The organism is Paracoccus sp. IB05, from assembly GCF_016405985.1.
Lineage (GTDB): Bacteria > Pseudomonadota > Alphaproteobacteria > Rhodobacterales > Rhodobacteraceae > Pseudogemmobacter.
The window spans coordinates 1-19,793 of sequence record NZ_JAEFCF010000058.1; the positions used below are offsets into that span (position 1 = coordinate 1).

Below are 19,793 nucleotides of genomic sequence, written 5' to 3' on the forward strand. Positions count from 1 at the left end.
AAGGGGTCACTTTTGGACGCCGATCAGGGGGCCCGTTTGGATGCCGATTGACAGCCATAGCCTTCGTGGTCGCCGCATTTGCGGTGAGTAGTGGGGCCATTTGGACCTCTGCAGTGGCTCTCTATATCAGCGTGGGCGTTGTCACTCTGTTGATGCTCGGTTCTCGTCGCGCTTGGATTGTGCGCAGTGAGATAGCCGAAATATCCGCCCACCCAGATATCTGCAAATTGACGCCGCAACTGGAGGACCGCCTCTTTGCTGATGCGGAACGGATGATGTCTGCTCACCCTTCGGATCGTGGAGTTTCATTGGTTGTGGGGGCTGATGTCGAGCGCGTTTTGAGTTTCCAGAGGCATTTGCAGGACGTCGGGCTGTCCGCAATGAGTTGCTACCATTTTCCAGTCGCGTCTGATTGGCTTGATGATTTTCAGATGGACGAGGTTGCCGATGCTATCGATTTGGTGGTTGTGGATGCTGTGACCTCCGATGTGGGCCTCGTATCAGACTTCGTACGGCATCTTGTAGGTAATCACGAGCATCTAACCGTAGTTATCGTGGTTGGTTTTCCATCTGACGTTATTGCTTCGCTTTCTGACATGGCGAGTTCTGATCTGATTTCGTTTGTGCCGGATAGCGGTGCCGCCATCAAGATGGCCGCTCTTAACATTATTGAATGTGCTGGCGAATCTGAGCCGGATTTCCGTAATGGGTCCGGTTTTATATGATATGACACCTGGTGTTGAAATGAAGCCATACCTTCGTGAAATTGATCTGGCCGTTGGTCGAAATTTGAGAACTATTCGAAGATCTCGCGGATTGAGTCAGAGGCAGGTTGCAGAAGCAATTGGCGTCACAATGCAGCAGTTTCAAAAGTATGAAACCGCTGCAAATCGACTGTCTGTATCTCGGATGTTGTTGGTCGCTGATGTCCTGAATGCACACCCATCGGAGATTATTGGTGGGACATTTGAGGCGGCATTGGCTGAGTCAAAGCAGATTCACATGCAGATAATAGCTGATTCAATAGAGGCGGATCCGAAGAGGACGGTTCGCGCTTTGATTGATTTGTTTCAGGGGCTTGCAAATAGAGGGGCAGGCTGAGGTGTCACGGGGGATGTTCACACTTCGGTCGAGCATCATCGTTAGCGGAGAGCATTGGGCGTAGGCCCGGTTTGAAACCGGCTTTTGGCGAATCCGGCGATATTTCGCAAGTGCTGAAGGCCTAAAGGAGGAAAATTATGGCGGTGACCATAGTCGACAAGAGTGACGGCGCTCAGCGTGTCGTCGAATTGTCAAATATCGTCCTGGATGGGCGGAGTACGGTAGGAAAGATGTCAAACTCAACACAAGATAAATCATATCACCGGATGGTGCGGGGCGGCCGACTGGTGAAATGGAAAGGCCGAGTGGCGAGCATTGCGCCCTTCGTTGCGGGTGTTGCTGTCGCTGCGACACTGGGAAGTGTCGCGACTTTCCTATCAGGCACCAGCGCAATTGCTGCGGAGTGCCTTGCAGCCAGTACTGGAGGGTACTCTGTTGGCACCGCTGCATACGGCGGGGTCACGAACTCGGCAAATTGTGAAATCAGCACTATCGCGCCGATTGTAGGAGCCGCAACGGGCGGCGCTGACCGCGCGATTTTTGTGCGCAACAGGACAGTTGCGGTTCTGAATGATTTATCGACCACACTCGACACCACAGGCAAAAACTGGTTCCTTGGCGCACTTGTTACGTCGGGGTCCCCAACCTCGTTGGGACATTTGGATGCATCTGACCATACGATTGACCTGACGATCATAAACTCTGGAACCAACATGAGATCCGGAGTCGATGCATCCGGGAACTCTCTGGCAGAGTTTGGCACTTTGAATGTTACGATGCACGATATACAGTCCAGCTTCTCTCTCAGCTCGTTCGAGAGCTATGGTGTCCTGGCAGGATCGTCGAATAATGCCGGAGAAACCGCGACTACCAATGGGTATTATTCGCGCGCAATATTTGACAACCTTAATATCGATATGACATCCCGAGGGACATTTAACCTTTTGGTTTCAGGGGTGCGGGTTATCCAAGGAGCCTGGAATAATTCGGGCGATGGGGCCTCTGGATACGTTGAGGTTAAAGATCGTCTTGTCATTGATCTAGAAACAACTAATGGATCCAATGACCTGATCGGGATATATGTTTCTGGAGGTGATTCTCAAGTCCACATCAACGACAGTGAAATCACCATTTCTGGTAACTCGTTTTCCCGCGCGAATGCTATACGCCTTGGGAAAACTGCAGCAGTTGGAACGGGTGTTGGCCAGCTGTATTCTAGCGGACGCATGGTTCTGGACACGACAGGCAGCAACCTGCAGGATGGCGCGATAGACATTATCTGGCAGGGTGCTCTACTGGACGCCAACGCCGATACATCCAGCACTGATATCCGATCCCGGGGTGCCGCAATTTCTGTCAGTGGCAACGCGGACCAGGCAACGGCCCAGACCCTAACTTCGTTCAACGATCTTGTGGCAACCACGACGTCGACCACTGCGGATCTTATCGAGGTCAGCACCGGCCAGAATGACTATCAGCTTCTTGTTCGGGGTGCGGGCAGCAATCTTACCGCGACATCCTCTGCCTATATCATCGATATTGCCGGCGGCGCGAGCAACGCCAGCCATGTCACGATGGACTTTTCTGAAGGCTATATGCAGGGTCTGACCCGCAAAACGGCGAGTTCAACCCTGGCCCTGAGCGTGAATGACGGTGCCTATTGGCAGCTGGCGGCAGCCGGTTCGGGGCTGACTTCGACCTTCACGACGCTGAACCTGACCGCTTCACACCTTATCGGGCATAACAACGACGGAACGCTGGCGAATTACGTTCTTCAGGGCGATGTGATCAACACCCGCTCGGAGATCGATCTTTCCAACGATCTGGCTGGCGATGTTCTGACAATTGACGGCGATTACACGACAGGAGATGGCCTCTGGCTCTTTGATGCGGAACTGACCGGGACTGGGCTTGTCGCTGATGGCGGTAGCACGGTGTCGGATACGGCGAACATCACTGGCAGCACCATAGACCGGGGTGTGGACTGGGTCTGGGTGAACAATCTGGCGGTAGCAAACCCGACAGGTGAGGAGTCCTATCTGCTCATCGGGGTTGGCGGAGATTCTGCTGGCGAGTTCCTGCTTCAGCGCCGAGTTGTCAAAGGCGGTTACGAGTATCTGCTGAACAAACATGCCGACGGATCATGGTATCTGGAGAGCGTCAGTCTGACCGGTGAAACCGGGCCGACCGGCGCGACCGGGGCCACGGGCGAAACCGGGGCCACCGGCGCCACAGGCGAAACCGGTGCTACCGGCGCGACCGGGGCCACAGGCGAAACCGGTGCTACCGGCGCGACCGGGGCCACCGGCGCAACCGGGGCTACAGGCGAAACCGGTGCTACCGGCGCAACAGGGGCCACAGGCGAAACTGGTGCCACCGGCGCGACCGGCGCCACGGGCGAAACCGGGGCGACTGGCGCGACCGGGGCTACGGGCGAAACTGGTGCCACCGGCGCGACCGGGGCCACCGGCGCGACCGGGGCGACCGGCGCCACAGGCGAAACCGGTACTACCGGCGCAACAGGGGCCACCGGCGCGACTGGCGCGACCGGGGCCACGGGCGAAACCGGGGCCACAGGCGAAACCGGGGCGACCGGCGCGACCGGGGCCACGGGTGACACCGGCGCAACCGGCGACACTGGCGCAACCGGGGACACTGGTGCGACGGGCGATACCGGAGCAACGGGTGATACTGGCGCGACCGGCCCTGCCGGCGGTTCGGTGATCCGTCCCGAGGTTGGCTCCTATGCGGCAAACGCTCTGGGTGCGGCGACGATGTTCGACCATGGCTGGCGTGACCGCCAGGGCGCCATCCGGAGTCTCGACACAGATCAGACCCTCTGGCTGCGCTTCGGCGGCATCCATGGTTCGACCAGCGGCGAAAGGGGGCAGCTCGAGACCGGCTACGACCGTCTGACCCTGCACTTCGGTGCGGATCTGGCCCGTTGGAGCACGGGCGGCAGGGACGAGATGGTCGTCGGTATCATGGCGGGCTACGGTAAGCAGGACAGCGATACCGTCTCGAACGTGACGGGCTACGCCTCCAGCGGCGAGGTCGAGGGCTATGCGCTCGGTCTCTATGGCACCTGGGTGCAAGACAGCTTCGAACGTCAGGGCTGGTATGTCGACAGCTGGCTTATGCTTGGTCGCTATGATGCTGAGGTCAGCAGCTTCGGCTTTGCGACCCAGAGCTATGACCTCGACACGACCACGGTCTCGCTCGAGGCGGGTTATGCCTTCGATGTCTGGCGCTCGGACCGCTCCCGTGTCTGGCTGGAACCGCAGGCACAGCTGATCTGGGCCGATGTCGACGGCAGCAGCTTTGTCGATGACACCGGCACCAGGGTCAGCCTTGATGGCAACAGCCTGACCTCGCGGCTTGGTATCCGTGCCTCGCTGGAGGGGCTGCCTGACCAGAACAACGAACGCTCCATCGGCTTCGTTCAACTGGACTGGCTGCATGAGATCGAACGTCCCGATCTGACGCTCGACAGCTACAAGGCGTCTTACGGTGGCGAGGATGCCCTGCGTGTCGGCGTGGGCTACGAGCACCGCTGGTCCGAGACCTCGCGTCTGAACCTTCAGCTCGACTACACCGGCGCCTCCGGTGGCGATGACAGTGTCGGGGCCAGCTTCGGCTTCAATTACAAGTTCTGAAGCCAGAGCCGACATGCGGCGGCGGGATACTCCGCCGCCGCTTCTGCTGCAATATCTTGTCGGAGACCCCGGGCGTGAAACTCTGCCTGAACATGATCGTGCGCGACGAAGCGGAGGTGATCCTCGAGACGCTCGAAAACCTGCTTGCGCATATCGATCTCGCGACCTGGGTCATTCACGACACCGGTTCTCGTGACAATACGCCGGACCTGATTACGGATTTCTTTGCCCGTGCGGGGATCCCGGGTCGCTTGATCCACCGACCATGGGAGAGCTTTGGCGCCAACCGGCAATATGCGCTGGCAGATGCGCAGGGCCTTTCCGACTACGTTTTGTTCTTCGATGCCGACAGCCGCTTTGAAGGGCGTTTGCCGACACTTCCTGTCGATGCCGATGCGATGATGCTCAACACCCGGCGCGGTAGCACCCTCTATCCGTCGAAGCTGATTGTCCGCAACGATGGCAGCTTCCGGTGGCGCGGTGTGGTGCATGAGGGGCTTTACTTCCAGGGCCGGGGCGAAGAGCACGTGCGCCATGTCGACGGCGATTATGCGCTGATCAACCAGAGTGCCGGTGCGCGTTCACGCGATCCGTCCACCTATTTCCGTGATGCCCGCGCGCTGGTTCAGGCCGTCGAGACGCTGCCCGCTGAGGATCAGGATCTGCTGCCGCGCTATACGTTCTACTGTGCCAATTCCTGGCGTGATGCCCATGCACCGCAGGAGGCGATCCCGTGGTATCGTAAACGTATCGCGCTTGGCGGGTGGAAGGATGAGGTCTGTCTGTCCTGGCTCGGGCTGGGGATCGAACTGACCAAGACCGGCGATCAGGACGGGGCGCTGCTTGCCTTCCTCTCTGGTCACGAGACCTGCCCTGACCGGGCGGAATGCCTGTATCAGGCTGCCAGGATGGAGCGGATGCGTGGACGTCCGCACCTCGGCCTTGTCTATGCCAGCGAAGGCCGCCGATGCCCGATGCCCGATGCAGGCCGACTCTTCGTCTGGCGCGATGTCTACCGCTACTGGCTGACCTTCGAGTTGCTGCTCTGCCTGAAAGATCTCGGGCGGCTCGACGAGGGAGCCAATGCCCTGCGGCAGATGCGGACCGCCAGGGCACCCGATCACCTCTACGCGCTGCTTGGCCTGTCCCCGGATGGAACAGCGCCGCGCTAACACTGAAATGGCCCCTAATACCGGGCCGGAAAGGACCATCATGATCTCGCCGATCAAAGCCGTATTTGCCATGGCGATTGTCTGCCTGCCGTTTGCCGCGCAGGCACAGGATGCCGCTCCGGGGGCACCGGAAATGACGACCGCGACATACCGCGCGTGGACCCTGCGCTGCGCCACCGTTGCCGCCGAAAGTGCTCGCCCGATCTGCGAGGTTGTCCAAACCCTCAGTCTGACACCGGGCGGAAATCCAATCGCACAGGTCGCAATGGGGCGCGTTGCTGAGGATCAGTCGATGAAACTGGTTGTTCAGCTGCCGACCGGCGTCTGGCTACCAGGCAATGTCAGAATCGAGGCCCCAGATGGAGCTGCCCTTACAGCGATATTCACCGCCTGTGGCCACCTGTGCGCGGCGGAAGCGGCACCCGACGATGCCTTTGTCGCAACGCTGAAATCCGCAACCGAAGCCGCGACCCTGACCTTTTTCGACGGCGCACAGCGTCCCGTCGCGGTGGAAGTATCGCCCGATGGTCTGACTGCTGCACTGGCGGCCATGGAGGCCGGAATGACCGTGAATTGAACGCGGCCAGCAAGATGTGAGGCTGAATGACGACGATTGGCCGCTCTACGACAGGCGAGCTCGTTCCGACGCCACCGACAGAGGTGTAGCCCCTCTTGCCCAGTAAAACGGCCGCACAATGGCGGCACGCCCCTGATCGGGCGGGGTGGCGCGGGAAGTCTGGGACTCCTCGCGTCTCTGTACTACTGAAACGCGCGGCCAGCATGGGCAGGGAGCATATCCCAAGCCTGTCCTTGCCTTTTGAACACATAGAATGTCTCTGACGATCATGCCCGAAGAACACTGCACCGACAGGCACCTGCTGAGCGATGTTGAAACCGCGCTCATTGCGGCGAACCTTCGCGGGATCAGAAAAGCGACGGTTCGACTCCTCGGTGACGATGCGCAGCTCGAGGAGGCCATCATATCCGCATGCCTGGCGCTCGACGTATCAGTCAGAACCGAGCGCCTTGGCGGCATGGCGCCGTTTCCACATCGGCGTTTCAGCTTCCGCTATATCGACGATACCGCCATCGTTACCGTCTCACCTGCTGGCACACTGATGGGATGACATTCTGAACTGCGCAGTTTGCGGCAGGCCCTTATGTCAACTGGAATAAGCCCATCCACATTCCGCGCCGGAGGCCGGGCCTCCGCCCGGTCGATCCCCCGGCACTGCAGTTTTCGGGACTCCTGGCGTTCGGCTCGCCCGAAGGCCAGGCTTTGCGGCAAGGATCGTTACCCGAGTGGGCCGAGACGCCGGCCCAGCTGCTTGGGTCATGGGCCGGTGCAGCCGGCACAAGACTAGAGTGGCCCCCGGCTCGACGGGTGCCGCCCGCTACGGTTGCGTTCCCCGAAAAACATGCTCTCTTGGCAATGGGCGTTGTTGATGTGACCGCCCCCCGACGGCATCAGTGTGCCTAGGTGGGTCTGCGAGGATCCACCTAGGAGAGCGGTCATGTCGGAGATTACCACTGTCGGGCTCGATCTGGCGAAGAATGTGTTTCAGGCTCACGGGGCTGATGTCTCGGGCCGGGTGCTTTTTCGCAAGAAGCTGAGGCGAGACCAGGTCCTGTCGTTCTTCAGCCAGTTGCCGCCTTGCATTGTCGCCATGGAAGCCTGCGGAGGGGCCCATTTCTGGGGCCGCGAGCTTGGCAAGCTTGGGCACGAGGTGCGGTTGATCCCGCCCGCCTACGTGAAGCCCTTCGTCAAGCGCCAAAAGAACGATGCGGCCGATGCCGAAGCGATCTGCGAAGCGGCGCAGCGCCCGACGATGCGCTTCGTGCCGGTGAAGAGCGAAGATACCCAGGGTGCGGCAATGGTCTTCCGCATCCGGGAACTTCTGATCCGTCAGCGCACTCAGGCGATCAACAGCCTGCGCGGCCATCTCACCGAGTTTGGTCTGATCGTGCCGCAGGGTGCGGCCAACGCTGCTCGGCTGATCGCTATCGTGGAAGATCCGGACAATGGCCTGCCCGCTGAGGCCGTTGCCACTTTGACGGTGCTGGTCGCAACCCTTTCGCATCTCGAGGACGAGATCGGCAAACTCAACGCCGAGATCGAGCGCCGAGCCAAAGAGGATGCGGTGGCCTGCCGACTGATGACGGTGCCCGGGATTGGGCCGCTGATTGCCACAGCCATCGCGGCGCTGGCGCCACCGCCTACGATATTCCGCAAGGCGCGTGACTTTGCCGCCTGGCTCGGCCTCGTGCCACGGCAGCATTCGACCGGCGGAAAGCAGCGGCTCGGGACTACGACTAAAATGGGGGAGCGATCCCTGCGGCGCCTGCTGATCATTGGCGCCAACAGCGTCATCGTCAAACGGCACTTCCATGCGGCGGCGCAACCGGGCACATGGCTCGGCGGCATGCTGACGCGCAAGCCGCCAATGCTGGTGCGGGTCGCGCTGGCAAACAAAATGGCGCGGCCTCAGCCGCTCTCTTGAACCAGTGGCGTTCGTGGCTTCGATCTGGGCTCTGATGGCCCGCGGGGGCGTCTGCAAGTCTCCGGCCGCAGCGGCGTAAGCCGTCAAGGTCGCGAGGACGTTGGAGCGAAGGAGGGCAAGGAGCAGTTTGGCGCAATCGTCGTGAGACGGGATCGGGAGAACCAGGGCGCAACAGAGTGCCTTCGAGCACGCGGCTTTGATCTGGACCCGACCCTCGAACACCATACGGGCCCGCAGCATGAAGATGGCTGCAAAAAGGCCGAACACATGTCAGCACCCGATGACGCGCCAAAAGAAGCTCTGAAGATCCCTCTTGCGCAAGGGGCGGTTACACATGTTGCTCTATTCGGCTGGAAGGGGATCTGCCCCTTTCCCGCGTGACGTTCAGCCCGCGGCAGTGATCTCGGCGGTGCCGAGAGCGTTATATTTGTTCATGATGGCAATGCGGATCTGGATCTCTGCGGTCTGCCGATCTGGGTCGCGTGAGGCGATGCGCTCGCCAAAGGCCTTGAGGCAGTTCATCCGCGCTTCGACCCGACTTCGGACATGATAGCCGACCGATCGCTTCCAGTTGGCGCGTCCGAGGCGTCGTGTTTCGTGCAGGATGTCGTTGCGGACGCGGGCAGCGGGGCAATCCTCTTTCCACGCGCGGCCGTTGCGGCGGATAGGGATGCGCGCTTCGGCTCCCCGTTCGACGATCGCGCCATGGCATCGCCTGGTGTCATATGCACCGTCGGCCGTGACCGAGCCGATCTCTTCATCCTGGGGGAGCTGCGCCAGCAGGTCTGGCAGCATCGGGCTGTCGCCTTGCCGACTGGACGTAAATTCGACGGCCCGGACATCGCCGGTCTGCGCATCCATGCCAATATGGACCTTGCGCCACTGCCTACGGCGCGACGCGCCATGTTTGCGCGCCTGCCACTCCTTGCGTCGGACTTACGCGGCTGCACTGCAGCCACGGTTCCTCCTCACGCCGCGGAACTTGGTGCCAGTGCTGTCGACCAACAGGGTCACGGGACCGTCCGGGCGGCGGTAAGGGATCTGCACCGCAATCCGTGCCTGACGTCGGCAGAGCGTGGAATAGTCCGGAACAGGCCAGTCCAATCCCGCCATCTCGATCAGGCTGGCGATCAGCCCCACCGTTTGCCGCAGCGGCAGGCCGAACAACACCTTCAGCGTGAGGCAGGTCGGGATCGCGCCCTCTGAGAAGGTCTCAGGGTGACCGCGCTTGCCAGTCTTCACAGCTTTCCAGACCATCGCCGGATCGAACCAGATCGAGAGCGAGCCGCGGCGGCGCAGGGCGGCATTGTCGTCAGGCCAGTTCGTCGTGCGGTAGCGGGGAGAAGAGGGCTTCGGCATAGCCCGAACCTAGCAGGCAGGATTCACGACGTGAATCCTCCTCGCCGATAAGTGCAACAACGCCATTCGGACGGCTGGGGTCCGCTGCGGAGGAGCCCCTGAGACCTCGGATCAGCGACAGATACGTATTTTCAGCAGAGCCTCCATCCAGTCCGCGAAGGCTGTCAGGCGGCGCTGCATGCGGGGAGCCCCTGGAAACAGCAGGTTCATGGGCATCGGAGCCGGCTGGTAATCCGGCATGACCCCGACCAGGTCGCCGCGCGCCAGATGATCCGCCACATCATAAGCCGGGATCTGGATCAGCCCCATACCTGCCAGCGCGCAGGCGATATAGCCCTCGGCACTGTTAGCGCTGACCCGCCAGGGGACAGGAGCGCTGCGCAGCCGCCCGCCTTCCTGCCATTCCCAGTCCGCGACACGCCCGGTCGAGGGCGAGGCATAGGCGATCTGCAGGTGTTTCGCCAGATCCGCCGGGGTGAGGGGCGTGCCATGCCGGGCCAGATAGGCGGGGCTTGCCACATTGATCTGCGCGATCTCGCCAATTCGCCGGGCCTTCAGGCCGGAATCAGCCAGCGGTCCGATCCGCAGGGCAAGGTCCACCCTTTCACCCAGCAGATCGACTGCGCGATCGGTCATCCCCAGTTCCACCCGGATCGCAGGCCAGAGCGTCAGGAAGTCTGGCAGGGCAGGCGCCACGATCAGACGGCCGATCCGGCCCGGCAGATCGACCCGGATACGGCCTTCGACCCTGTGGCTGGCGCTGCGAAACATCGCCTCCATCTCCTCGCCCTCGGCCAGCCAGGAAAGACAGCGCTCGTAGAATTCTTCGCCCTCATCGGTTGGCGCGACCACGCGTGTGGTGCGGTTCAGAAGCCGCACGCCCAGCCGTGTCTCGATATCGGCGATTGCAGTCGAGACGCTGGAACGCGGCATCTGCAGCGTATCGGCCGCGCGGGTGAAACTGCGCGCCTCAATGACACGGGTGAAGATGCGATAAAGCGTGAGCTGATCCATTGTTCGTTATGTGCGACAAGTGAGGTCAGAATGGAAGGATTTATTCGAACTGATCTGAACACATATCAAGGTCCTGTCAAAGAGGAGCCGTTGATATGACCAGTAGAACCATTGCCGGGAAGACCATCCTGATCGCGGGCGGGGCCAAGAATCTTGGCGGGCTGCTCGCACGTGACTTTGCAGCCCTGGGCGCAAAGGCCATCGTGATCCATTACAACAGCGCGGCAAGTGCGAAGGATGCCGAGGCAACCCTGGCCGCCGTCAGGGCCGCAGGCAGCGAGGCCGTTGCGATCCAGGCCGATCTGACCACCGCAGGCGCGGTGGAGCGGCTCTTTTCCGAGGCGGTTGCCGCCGTCGGGCGCCCCGATATCGCGATCAACACCGTGGGAAAAGTGCTGAAAAAGCCGATCGCCGAGATCTCGGAAGCCGAATATGACGAGATGAGCGCGGTGAATGCCAAAGCGGCCTTCTTCTTCCTGAAAGAGGCGGGCAAGTCCGTGAACGATAACGGGTCGATCTGCACCCTCGTGACGTCGCTCCTGGGGGCCTATACGCCCTTCTATGCCAGCTATGCGGGCACAAAGGCGCCGGTCGAGCACTTCACCCGCGCCGCCTCCAAGGAACTGGGAGAACGTGGGGTCTCTGTCACCGCCATCGGCCCCGGTCCGATGGATACGCCCTTTTTCTACGGGCAGGAGGCACCCGAGGCGCAGGCCTATCACAAATCGGCAGCGGCCCTTTCGGCTTTCTCGAAAACCGGCCTCACCGATATCGGGGATATCGCGCCCTGGATCCGCTTCCTTGTGACCGAAGGCTGGTGGATGACCGGCCAGACGATCCTCGTGAACGGCGGCTACACCACCAAGTAACCGCCGACCGGCCCGGCCTTCCCCAGGGGCCGGGCCACTTTCATGTCAAAAGGGCAGCTGCCATGACCTCGACCTTCCCCCCGCCGCTTGATCGCTTTGTCGCTGCCGTGAATGCGGGCGATACCCCCGTTTTTCTGGCCTGCTTTGCCCCTGATGCGCTGGTGGATGACTGGGGGCGCGTCTTTTCCGGGCACGCCGCCATCCAAGGCTGGAGCGACCGGGAACTGATCGGCGCGAAAGGTGTCCTTACCGTTCGTGGCCTCTCGGCGACGGGCGGCAGGGTCACGCTGGTGGGGCATTGGGCAAGCAGCGTCTTCACCGGCGAAAGCAGCTTCGGCTTCACACTGGCAGATGGTCTGATCCGCGAGATGCGGATCACGGGTTAAGGGGGGGGGCGCAGATGCATATGGCAACGGTGATCTTTGCGGGGCTTTTGCTGCTGGCGGTTTTTGCGCTGTTCGGGCGGCTTTGGGGGCATGATGCGGCCGGGGTCGCTCTGGCGGCCCGCTGGTTCGTGCCGGTCTGGGCCGGGGTGGCGCTGGTCAATATGTGGGTCGGCGTCACGAAGGCAGGCTATAGCGTCATGCAGGAACTGCCGATCCTGGCGCTTGTCTTCGCCATCCCTGCGGGTGCCGCATTTTTCATTGCCTGGCAGATGAGAGGATAATCATGGCCGATCCGGTTTCCACTGCGGCCGAGGCCGCGCATCACGGGGTTGACCTCGTGCCCGTCGTTGTCCTGCTGGCAGCGGCGGTTGTCGCGGTTCCGGTCTTTCGCAGGATCGGGCTTGGCTCGGTGCTGGGCTATCTGGCTGCGGGTCTGGTCATTGGCCCCTATGGCTTTGGCTTCTTCCAGGATGCCACATCCATCATCCATGTGGCCGAGCTGGGGGTGGTGCTGTTCCTGTTCATCATCGGGCTGGAGATGCAGCCCTCGCGGCTGTGGTCGATGCGCGGCGAGATTTTCGGCCTTGGTGCCTTGCAGGTCTGTCTTGCGATCTTTGCGCTGGTCTGGGTCGGTATCGCGCTTGGCTATCCGGTTGCCGCCAGTTTCGTCGCCGGCACCGGCTTTGTGCTGACATCAACCGCCATCGTGATGCAGATGCTGCAAGAGCGCGGCGAGATGGCCCAGCCCAAAGGCCGGCGCATGATCGCGATCCTTTTGTTCGAGGATCTGGCCATTGTGCCGCTTCTGGCCATCGTGGCCTTCCTTGCGCCAGGTGGCGCCGAGGCCACCCTGGCCGACCGGCTGCAATCGGTGGCCATCGGGCTTGGCGCCATTGCGGTGCTGGTCGTGGCGGGGCGCTGGCTGCTGGATCCGATGTTCCGCCTTCTGGCGCGCTTTGGCGCGCGCGAGGTGATGACAGCCGCGGCACTTCTGGTAGTACTGGGTGCTGCGGTTCTGATGAATGCGGGCGGGCTTTCGATGGCGATGGGGGCCTTCATGGCCGGGGTGCTATTGTCGGAATCAAGCTTCCGTCACCAGCTGGAGGCCGATGTCGAACCCTTCCGCGGCCTCTTGCTGGGCCTCTTTTTCCTCGGCGTCGGCATGGCGCTGGATCTGGATATCATCGCGGCCAACTGGACCATCATCGCGATCTCGGTCCCGGCCTTCATGGCCCTGAAGATGCTGGTGATCTACGGCGTCGCCCGTCTGACCAAAGCACCAAAATCCGAGGCCATCGAGCGCATGGTCCTGATGGCGCAGGGTGGTGAATTTGCCTTCGTGCTTTATGCGGCAGCCACGCAATTCGGCATCCTGACGCCGGAATGGAATGCCAATCTGACCGCGATCATCATCATCTCGATGGTGCTGACGCCCTTGATGATCATCCTGCACGGGCGGCTTGCGCCGAAAGCCGTTGCATCCATGGATGGGGTCGAAGCGGCGGAAGGCCTGTCCGGGCGGGTGTTGCTGATCGGCTTTGGCCGCTTTGGCCAGATCGTCAGCCAGCCGCTGCTGGCGCGTGGCCATTCGGTCTCGATCATCGACACCGATCCCGAGGCAATCCGCACCGCCGCCGAATACGGCTTCAAGGTCTTTTACGGTGACGGGTCGCGCCTTGATATCCTGCATGCGGCGGGGGCTCAGAATGCCAGCCTGATCCTGATCGCGGCCTCAGACCGGGATGCGATCTCCCGCACGGTCGAGCTGGCGCGCCACGAATTCCCGCTAGTGCCGGTGCTGACCCGCGCCCTGTCGCGCCAGCATGCGCTGGAACTGCTGCATCATGGGGCGGCCTTCCAGATCCGCGAAACCTATGAATCTGCAATGGTCATGGGGCGTGAGGCGCTGGCCCGGCTGGGCGAGCCGCCCGAGGTGGTGGATGAGATCGTTGCCACCGTCCGTGCCCAGGATGCCGAGCGCATGGCGCTGGAGCAGGTCGGCGGCATGGCCGAGAGCAAGGCCCTGATCCATGGCAATGCGCAGCAGGCCGGTGGTGGTCACGGGAGTGGGCATTGAGCATGTCCCTCTCGCCTGCCACCGGAGTGGTTGCCTGGTGGGCGCGTGCGGGTGAGCGGGGCGAGTGGTTCGCCCATGGCCCCGACTTCGACCGTGCTTTCCGCGAGCGGTATCTCGATCTGCATGAACAGGCCGCCGCAGGGGCCTGTGACGACTGGATTGAAACGCCTGAAGGCGCGCTGGCGCTGGTGATCCTGCTGGATCAGTTTCCCCGCAATGCCTTTCGCGGTACGGCGCGGATGTATGCGACCGATCCCAAAGCCCGCGCCGTCGCGCGTCAGGCCGAAGCACGCGGATATATGGCGGAACTCGACCTTGGCCTGCGGCTGTTTCTCGCTTTGCCGTTCTCGCATTCAGAGGCGCTCGAAGATCAGGACCTTGCGGTCGCGCTGAACCGCCGCCTCGGCCAGCCCTGGCTGAGCCATGCCGAAGGTCATCGCAGCATCATCCGTCGCTTTGGCCGTTTCCCGCACCGCAATCCGATCCTCGGCCGCGACACCACAGCCGAGGAGGCTCGTTTTCTGAGGAATGGAGGCTTTCGGGGGTGAACCTGCGTGGCCTCCCGCTTCGCGGCAAGTGTCTGCGCTGTCGACATATTACTGGGACATGTCGATTTCTTAAGTCTGTTTCGACATATGTCGGTCCAGACCAGCCGACAGCGAATGGCCGCAAGCACGGGTCGCCAGTGCTCGCCGGGCGACTGATTATTGGTGTACTCGCCTCCGGTCTGCCCTCGTATTGACGCATGGTGCTGTTGCAGCAAGCGCGCCCTTAGTTGACCCGCAGGTTCCGGCGGGCGGTCTCTCGGGCCAGGATCTCGCGCGCCGGATGTTCGGCTATCGGGACCGAAAGGTCCGTCGAGATCTCACCCGCCGCGATCAGTGCATGATAGCGGTTGCAGCAGACCCGCAGGAACGAGGTGAAATTGCCGAGGTCATGATCGGCGTCCATCGCCTCGTGCCAGAGCCGGGTGATAAGTTGCGCAACGGTCATCCCGTCGCGCGCACCGATCTCGGTCAGGGTGTCCCAGAAATGGTTCTCGATCCGGATCGAGGTGGCAACCCCGTCGATGCGGAGCGAATGTGTACGGCTTTGCCATTGTTCGGCATCGGCCTTGATGAAGAGTTCGCACATCGCAGGGCCTCCCTTCCCGTTGATGTCAGAGGATCGCCATGAACTGCTTTAGCCAGGCGGGATGCGCGGGCCAGGCCGGCGCTGTCACCAGGTTGCCATCGGTCACGGCTTCTGTCACCGCAATATCAGCGAAGGTGCCACCCGAGGCGGTGACCTCATAGGCGCAGGCCGGATAGGCCGAGCAGGTGCGACCCTTGAGAACCCCGGCGGCAGCCAGCAGCTGCGCGCCGTGGCAGATCGCGGCCACGGGTTTTCCGGCGTCGAAGAAGTGGCGGACCTTGGCCAGCACCTCGGGGTTCAGCCGCAGATATTCCGGCGCCCGCCCACCTGGCACCACCAGCGCGTCATAGCTGGCGGCATCCACCGCGTCGAAAGCGGCGTTCAGCGCGAAATTGTGGCCCGGCTTTTCGGAGTAGGTCTGGTCGCCCTCGAAATCATGGATCGCGGTCTTGACTGTATCGCCCGCCTTCTTGCCGGGGCAGACGGCATCGACGCTGTGGTCGCAGGCCAGCAGCGTCTGGAACGGGACCATGGTCTCATAGTCTTCGGTGAAATCGCCGGTGATCATCAGGATCTTCGCCATCTCGCATCCTCCCTTGGCTCGCGGTGCAGAAAGGATAGGGCAGGGGGCGGCGGGGCGGGTGTTAACGGAATACTACAGCGCCCCGCCACAGATGCGGCGGGGCGTTGCGCGGGGATCAGCCTTTTTGCGGGGCGAAGGGGGCCCGGTATTGCGATTGGCGCTCCAGCATCCAGCCCGGATATTCGGGCGGCGGTTTCGTCACGCGGTCGAGCGCGGCCAGATCCTCGGCGGTCAGCGCCACCTCGGTCGAACGGATATTGTCTTGCAACTGTTCGATCCGCTTGGCACCGACGATCACGCTGGTCACCACTGGCTGGTGCAGCAGCCAGGCGAGGGCTATTTGCGCCACCGTGCAGTCCTTGGCTGAGGCGATATCGCGCATCACCTCGATGGCGGCATCGCCGCGCGCCAGATCGACGGGTGGGAAGTTGAAGCTCGCCCGCCGGCCGTCATTCGCCATCGTTCCGCCGTTGTACTTGCCCGAGAGGAAGCCCCCGGCCAGCGGGCTCCAGACCATCAGGCCAAGGCCCTCGGAGCGCAGCATCGGAACGATCTCGCGTTCCAGATCGCGGCCCACCAGAGTGTAATAGGCCTGAAGTGACAGGATCGGTGCCAGCTTCCGCGCCTCGGCGATGCCGATGGCCCTGACGATCTGCCACGCCGCCCAGTTCGACAGCCCAATGTAGCGCACATGGCCTTGCCGGACGAGCGTGTCGAGCGCCTCCAGCGTCTCGGCAATCGGCGTCACCGGATCGAAGCCATGGATCTGGTAGAGGTCGATATGGTCCATCTGTAACCGCGAAAGGCTGGCCTTGGCCTGCGCCATAATATGCGCGCGAGAGGCGCCGCGGGCGTTCGGGCCTTCGCCCATTGGTCCCAGCACCTTGGTTGCAATCACCACATCGTCGCGCGGGATGCCGAGATTGCGGATCGACTGGCCGAGGATCCGCTCGCTCTCGCCGCCGGCATAGACATTGGCGGTGTCGATGAAATTGATGCCAGCGTCAAACGCGGCCCTGACCAGTATGTCGGCCTCATCCTGCTGCAACTGGCCGATCTGTCCCCACATGCCGTCCGATCCGCCAAAGGTCATGGTTCCGAGGCAGAGTTCCGAGACCAGAAGGCCGCTCGGGCCGAGAGTGCGATACCGCATGGGCAGTTCCTTTCGCAGTGTGGGGCAGGGCCGGGAGCAGCGCTGCCGGTGCAGGGTGAAGATAGCGCTGTCCCATGCGGACCGGCGACGCGGATCCTCGCGTATTCTTGCACGATCCTCTCATTCGGGTGGAGTTCGGGATGCGTGCTGCCATGCTGCCGACTACATTGCAGGGCATGGAAACCAATGACCTCTTGCCGCTCAAGGACCTGATTGACCGCCAATGGCGCGCGCATGGCCGGGAAACCCCGGTCGATGGCCTGCTGCTGACCTCGGTCACGGCACCGACTGGCCCAATCCACGCTGTCTACCGCCCCTCGCTGTGCGTTGTGGTGCAGGGCGCCAAGACCAGCATGCTCGGCGATCGGGCCTATCGCTATGATGAGGGGAAATGCCTGATCGCGTCGATGGATGTGCCGATCCGGGCCGAGATCACCCGTGCGACGCCGGAACGTCCCTATCTGGCCTTCAGTCTCGCGCTGGATCCCGCGACGATCTCCGACCTGCTGCTGGAGTTGGGGGGAGCAGAGGAAGCGCCCGCCGCGGCGGCGCTGGCGGTTCATGCCCTTGATCCGGAGCTTGTCGATCCGCTCTGCCGCCTGCTGACCCTCTGCGCCCGGCCACGTGACATTGAAATCCTTGCGCCGATGATCCGACGCGAGATCACCTGGCTCTTGCTGAACGGACCGATGGGACCTGCGCTTCGCCAGATCGGGTTGGCTGGCAGTCATATGGCGCGGATCGGTCGGGCCGTCGCCTGCATCCGCGAGAGCTTTGCGGATCAGTTGAACGTGCGGGACCTGGCCGATATCGCGGGGATGAGCCCCGCCACGTTCCACCGCCACTTCAAGGCCGTGACGGCGATGATGAGCTGCTGCCGGTTCAATACCAAAAGCAGTTGCGTCTGCAGGAGGCGCGGCGCCTGCTACTTGCTGACGGCGCCGATGTCGCGCGGATTGGCTATGCCATCGGGTATGAAAGCCCGTCGCAGTTCAGCCGCGAGTATCGCCGCCTGTTTGGATCGTCCCCCGGGCGGGACGGGCAGGAGATCCGTAGAAGCTTGATTCCGCGAGTTGATGTGTGAGGCGTGTACGTAAATCGGGCGGAAAGCAGACTGACGGCGCCGCGGCGAGGCGGTCGCGGCAAACTTGGTAAAGCAGTCGTTCATGCTGGATGCAGCGGCCATCGGCGCCGCGCACCATGACGGGCAAGAAGCGACCGTTCGTTGCTATCTGATCTGCCGCTTGGCTCTCAGGGCATCCAGCATTGCCTTGCCAATTTGCTCTAAGGTGTTGAGGTCTGCGATCAATTGCGCGTGGAACTGGACTGGCCTTCCATCCTCAGGATCCAGGCCAAATGAATGCATCATCAAGCCCGGAAACTCCCCAAGAAGGGACTGCTCGGCGCGCAACCTGTCGTGACGGTCGAAGTCTTCGGAAAGCAGAGCCTTCCAAGCCTCCTCTTCCTTCTCGCGCCACGCCCGTTCGTCCTCAGGATATAGAACTGCAGGGGGGATATAGAGCGGAATCCGATGGGCCAGAGCGTGGCGGTAGTTCATCAAGTATCCAAACCACGCATCAGACTGCTGTAATATAGACAGAGTTCGAGGCGGGAGACTTGCTCGAAAGTCTTTATACGATGGCCCGAGTCCAATCTGCGCGGCGCGCAAGAGCTGACCCTTCGCGGACCGTGGCCCTGTTTCGTAGAACCAAATCCACGCAAGGTTATCAAGAGCGCCGAAAACGTTGAAAATGAAGGCTTGCAGATAGATGGCGGCGTCATCAATCGCGTGTTGAGACGGGCGCTTTTCGGTCACAGGAACATGCTCGTAAATCCGGTCAAAACAGTGCCTAAGACTGTGCGAACGCCGCATAAAGCCATGCTTGCACATCGTTTTTGCGCGATCAGTCACAAAATCTTCGGTTAGAAACTCGCGCTCCAAATTTATAACACGGTCAAGCATGGACTGGGTTTCGAAGCTAATTGTAACCAGATCCTCTGGGCTATATCCCATTTTCAACTCGCTAGGTATTTCTGAAGATGGCTTCATGGTCATAGGTGTAATGCCACAGCGACGTTTGCAGGCCTGATTTCTATATTCTCAACAGGAAGGCTTGACGAATGAACTCTATGGTTTCGCGGCAAGGCCGTCACTCCCTCCACGTTCTCGTGTGGCGCTACAGGATGGGACATCAACGCGCACTCTGAGCGTCGATTCCTTGCCACCGCCTGAGCATCGCTCTTCGGGCAATATAAGCGAAGGTGCCAAGAAGCATCCAAGTGTTAGTGTGAAGCCAGTTTGCATCTCCCGATTTGGTGCCTGCCGGTGGGACGTCAACACCGACCCATACCGGTAATTCGCCAGACTTGCATTAACTTACCTGTCCTGGTCCGTAGCTGCTGATCACGCCAAACTCAGCTATGTTGTGCTAAAGGCATTTTTGTGGGTCTCGGCACCAATCTCGCCACATGTTGAAACATTAATCCGCTAAGATCGATGAATATAAAACCCGAAGAAGTGAGGTGAAAGGTCTCAAATTTCAGCTTGCGATGCCAAGAAATATTCCAGCTTTAGTGCCTTTGGAGATATTTCGTATACGGCACTTTCTGGATCATCTTGATCCAAGCTTGACGTGATGAGGCCGAATTTTCTGAACTTGTCCAGTGTCGCTAGAAAATCGGATCTATTCTCTACGCCAGCTTCATTGTGGTCCGCAGCTACAAAAATTTCTAGCTGTCAATCGGCATCCAAACGGGCCCCCTGATCGGCGTCCAAAAGTGACCCCTT

Annotated in this window: 16 protein-coding genes and 3 pseudogenes; 13 read left to right on the plus strand and 6 right to left on the minus strand. The window is 61.3% G+C overall.

Annotation, left to right across the window (positions count from 1 at the left end):
- From JC607_RS23570 to JC607_RS23600, 7 genes and pseudogenes are all read left to right on the plus strand, one after another.
- On the plus strand, positions 1-725 hold a 725-nt coding region (locus JC607_RS23570), incomplete at its 5' end, for a hypothetical protein (protein WP_233093118.1).
- Entirely contained in the window at positions 706-1,101 is a 396-nt protein-coding gene (locus JC607_RS23575; RefSeq protein WP_233093119.1) for a helix-turn-helix domain-containing protein, read from the plus strand. The genes JC607_RS23570 and JC607_RS23575, both read left to right, overlap by 20 nt.
- A gap of 1,412 nt (positions 1,102-2,513) precedes the next feature.
- Complete coding sequence (locus tag JC607_RS23580) at positions 2,514-4,757, plus strand: autotransporter outer membrane beta-barrel domain-containing protein (protein WP_198839180.1); 2,244 nt, start codon at positions 2,514-2,516, stop codon at positions 4,755-4,757.
- Between the two features lie 74 nt (positions 4,758-4,831).
- Entirely contained in the window at positions 4,832-5,929 is a 1,098-nt protein-coding gene (locus JC607_RS23585) for a glycosyltransferase (RefSeq protein ID WP_198839181.1), read from the plus strand.
- Positions 5,910-6,506 carry an invasion associated locus B family protein gene (locus tag JC607_RS23590; protein WP_198839182.1) on the plus strand — a complete coding sequence of 199 codons (597 nt, stop codon included), beginning with the start codon at positions 5,910-5,912 and terminating at the stop codon, positions 6,504-6,506. The genes JC607_RS23585 and JC607_RS23590 overlap by 20 nt, the downstream gene beginning before the upstream one ends.
- 253 nt (positions 6,507-6,759) lie before the next feature.
- A complete protein-coding gene (locus tag JC607_RS23595; protein WP_198839183.1) occupies positions 6,760-7,056 on the plus strand; it encodes a hypothetical protein in 297 nt (98 codons plus the stop codon).
- A 387-nt stretch (positions 7,057-7,443) separates the two neighbouring features.
- Positions 7,444-8,509, plus strand: a pseudogene (locus tag JC607_RS23600) (IS110 family transposase).
- Positions 8,510-8,814: 305 nt separating this feature from the next.
- Here the strand turns inward: JC607_RS23600 and JC607_RS23605 are convergent.
- A pseudogene (locus JC607_RS23605) lies at positions 8,815-9,789 on the minus strand (IS5 family transposase).
- Positions 9,790-9,900: 111 nt separating this feature from the next.
- A complete protein-coding gene (locus tag JC607_RS23610) occupies positions 9,901-10,803 on the minus strand; it encodes a LysR family transcriptional regulator (RefSeq protein WP_198839185.1) in 903 nt (300 codons plus the stop codon).
- A gap of 95 nt (positions 10,804-10,898) precedes the next feature.
- Between JC607_RS23610 and JC607_RS23615 the strand changes: the two genes are divergently transcribed.
- From JC607_RS23615 to JC607_RS23635, 5 genes are all read left to right on the plus strand, one after another.
- Positions 10,899-11,672: an SDR family oxidoreductase gene (locus JC607_RS23615; RefSeq protein WP_198839186.1), complete on the plus strand. Its 774-nt coding sequence runs from the start codon at positions 10,899-10,901 to the stop codon at positions 11,670-11,672.
- Positions 11,673-11,734: 62 nt separating this feature from the next.
- Entirely contained in the window at positions 11,735-12,058 is a 324-nt protein-coding gene (locus JC607_RS23620; RefSeq protein WP_198839187.1) for a nuclear transport factor 2 family protein, read from the plus strand.
- Between the two features lie 20 nt (positions 12,059-12,078).
- Positions 12,079-12,339, plus strand: coding sequence for a hypothetical protein (locus JC607_RS23625; RefSeq protein WP_198839188.1), 261 nt, complete (start codon positions 12,079-12,081; stop codon positions 12,337-12,339).
- A 2-nt stretch (positions 12,340-12,341) separates the two neighbouring features.
- The gene (locus tag JC607_RS23630) at positions 12,342-14,135 is read left to right on the plus strand and encodes a monovalent cation:proton antiporter-2 (CPA2) family protein (protein ID WP_198839189.1); all 1,794 of its coding nucleotides are present in this window, start codon (positions 12,342-12,344) and stop codon (positions 14,133-14,135) included.
- Positions 14,136-14,137: 2 nt separating this feature from the next.
- Positions 14,138-14,683 carry a DUF924 family protein gene (locus JC607_RS23635; protein ID WP_198839190.1) on the plus strand — a complete coding sequence of 182 codons (546 nt, stop codon included), beginning with the start codon at positions 14,138-14,140 and terminating at the stop codon, positions 14,681-14,683.
- Positions 14,684-14,906: 223 nt separating this feature from the next.
- Here the strand turns inward: JC607_RS23635 and JC607_RS23640 are convergent, their stop codons facing one another.
- The 3 genes from JC607_RS23640 to JC607_RS23650 form a co-directional block, all read right to left on the minus strand.
- Positions 14,907-15,269, minus strand: coding sequence for a ribbon-helix-helix domain-containing protein (locus JC607_RS23640; RefSeq protein ID WP_198839191.1), 363 nt, complete (start codon positions 15,267-15,269; stop codon positions 14,907-14,909).
- A 25-nt stretch (positions 15,270-15,294) separates the two neighbouring features.
- Positions 15,295-15,852, minus strand: coding sequence for a DJ-1/PfpI family protein (locus JC607_RS23645; RefSeq protein ID WP_198839192.1), 558 nt, complete (start codon positions 15,850-15,852; stop codon positions 15,295-15,297).
- Positions 15,853-15,967: 115 nt separating this feature from the next.
- Positions 15,968-17,005 (minus strand): aldo/keto reductase, encoded by a 1,038-nt coding sequence (locus tag JC607_RS23650; RefSeq protein ID WP_198839193.1) that lies wholly within the window; start codon positions 17,003-17,005, stop codon positions 15,968-15,970.
- A 176-nt stretch (positions 17,006-17,181) separates the two neighbouring features.
- Here JC607_RS23650 and JC607_RS23655 point away from each other — a divergent pair.
- Positions 17,182-18,089, plus strand: a pseudogene (locus tag JC607_RS23655) (AraC family transcriptional regulator N-terminal domain-containing protein).
- A 144-nt stretch (positions 18,090-18,233) separates the two neighbouring features.
- Here JC607_RS23655 and JC607_RS23660 read toward each other — a convergent pair.
- A complete protein-coding gene (locus JC607_RS23660; RefSeq protein ID WP_198839194.1) occupies positions 18,234-18,968 on the minus strand; it encodes a hypothetical protein in 735 nt (244 codons plus the stop codon).
- Positions 18,969-19,793 lie beyond the last annotated feature (825 nt).

Excerpts from the sequence above, each read along its gene's own strand:
- JC607_RS23575 (WP_233093119.1), top strand. The coding sequence starts at position 706 with ATGGGTCCGGTTTTATATGATATGACACCTGGTGTTGAAATGAAGCCA.
- JC607_RS23590 (WP_198839182.1), top strand. The coding sequence starts at position 5,910 with ATGGAACAGCGCCGCGCTAACACTGAAATGGCCCCTAATACCGGGCCG.
- JC607_RS23595 (WP_198839183.1), top strand. The coding sequence starts at position 6,760 with ATGTCTCTGACGATCATGCCCGAAGAACACTGCACCGACAGGCACCTG.
- JC607_RS23610 (WP_198839185.1), bottom strand. The coding sequence starts at position 10,803 with ATGGATCAGCTCACGCTTTATCGCATCTTCACCCGTGTCATTGAGGCG.
- JC607_RS23615 (WP_198839186.1), top strand. The coding sequence starts at position 10,899 with ATGACCAGTAGAACCATTGCCGGGAAGACCATCCTGATCGCGGGCGGG.
- JC607_RS23620 (WP_198839187.1), top strand. The coding sequence starts at position 11,735 with ATGACCTCGACCTTCCCCCCGCCGCTTGATCGCTTTGTCGCTGCCGTG.
- JC607_RS23625 (WP_198839188.1), top strand. The coding sequence starts at position 12,079 with ATGGCAACGGTGATCTTTGCGGGGCTTTTGCTGCTGGCGGTTTTTGCG.
- JC607_RS23630 (WP_198839189.1), top strand. The coding sequence starts at position 12,342 with ATGGCCGATCCGGTTTCCACTGCGGCCGAGGCCGCGCATCACGGGGTT.
- JC607_RS23635 (WP_198839190.1), top strand. The coding sequence starts at position 14,138 with ATGTCCCTCTCGCCTGCCACCGGAGTGGTTGCCTGGTGGGCGCGTGCG.
- JC607_RS23640 (WP_198839191.1), bottom strand. The coding sequence starts at position 15,269 with ATGTGCGAACTCTTCATCAAGGCCGATGCCGAACAATGGCAAAGCCGT.
- JC607_RS23645 (WP_198839192.1), bottom strand. The coding sequence starts at position 15,852 with ATGGCGAAGATCCTGATGATCACCGGCGATTTCACCGAAGACTATGAG.
- JC607_RS23650 (WP_198839193.1), bottom strand. The coding sequence starts at position 17,005 with ATGCGGTATCGCACTCTCGGCCCGAGCGGCCTTCTGGTCTCGGAACTC.
- JC607_RS23660 (WP_198839194.1), bottom strand. The coding sequence starts at position 18,968 with ATGCTTGACCGTGTTATAAATTTGGAGCGCGAGTTTCTAACCGAAGAT.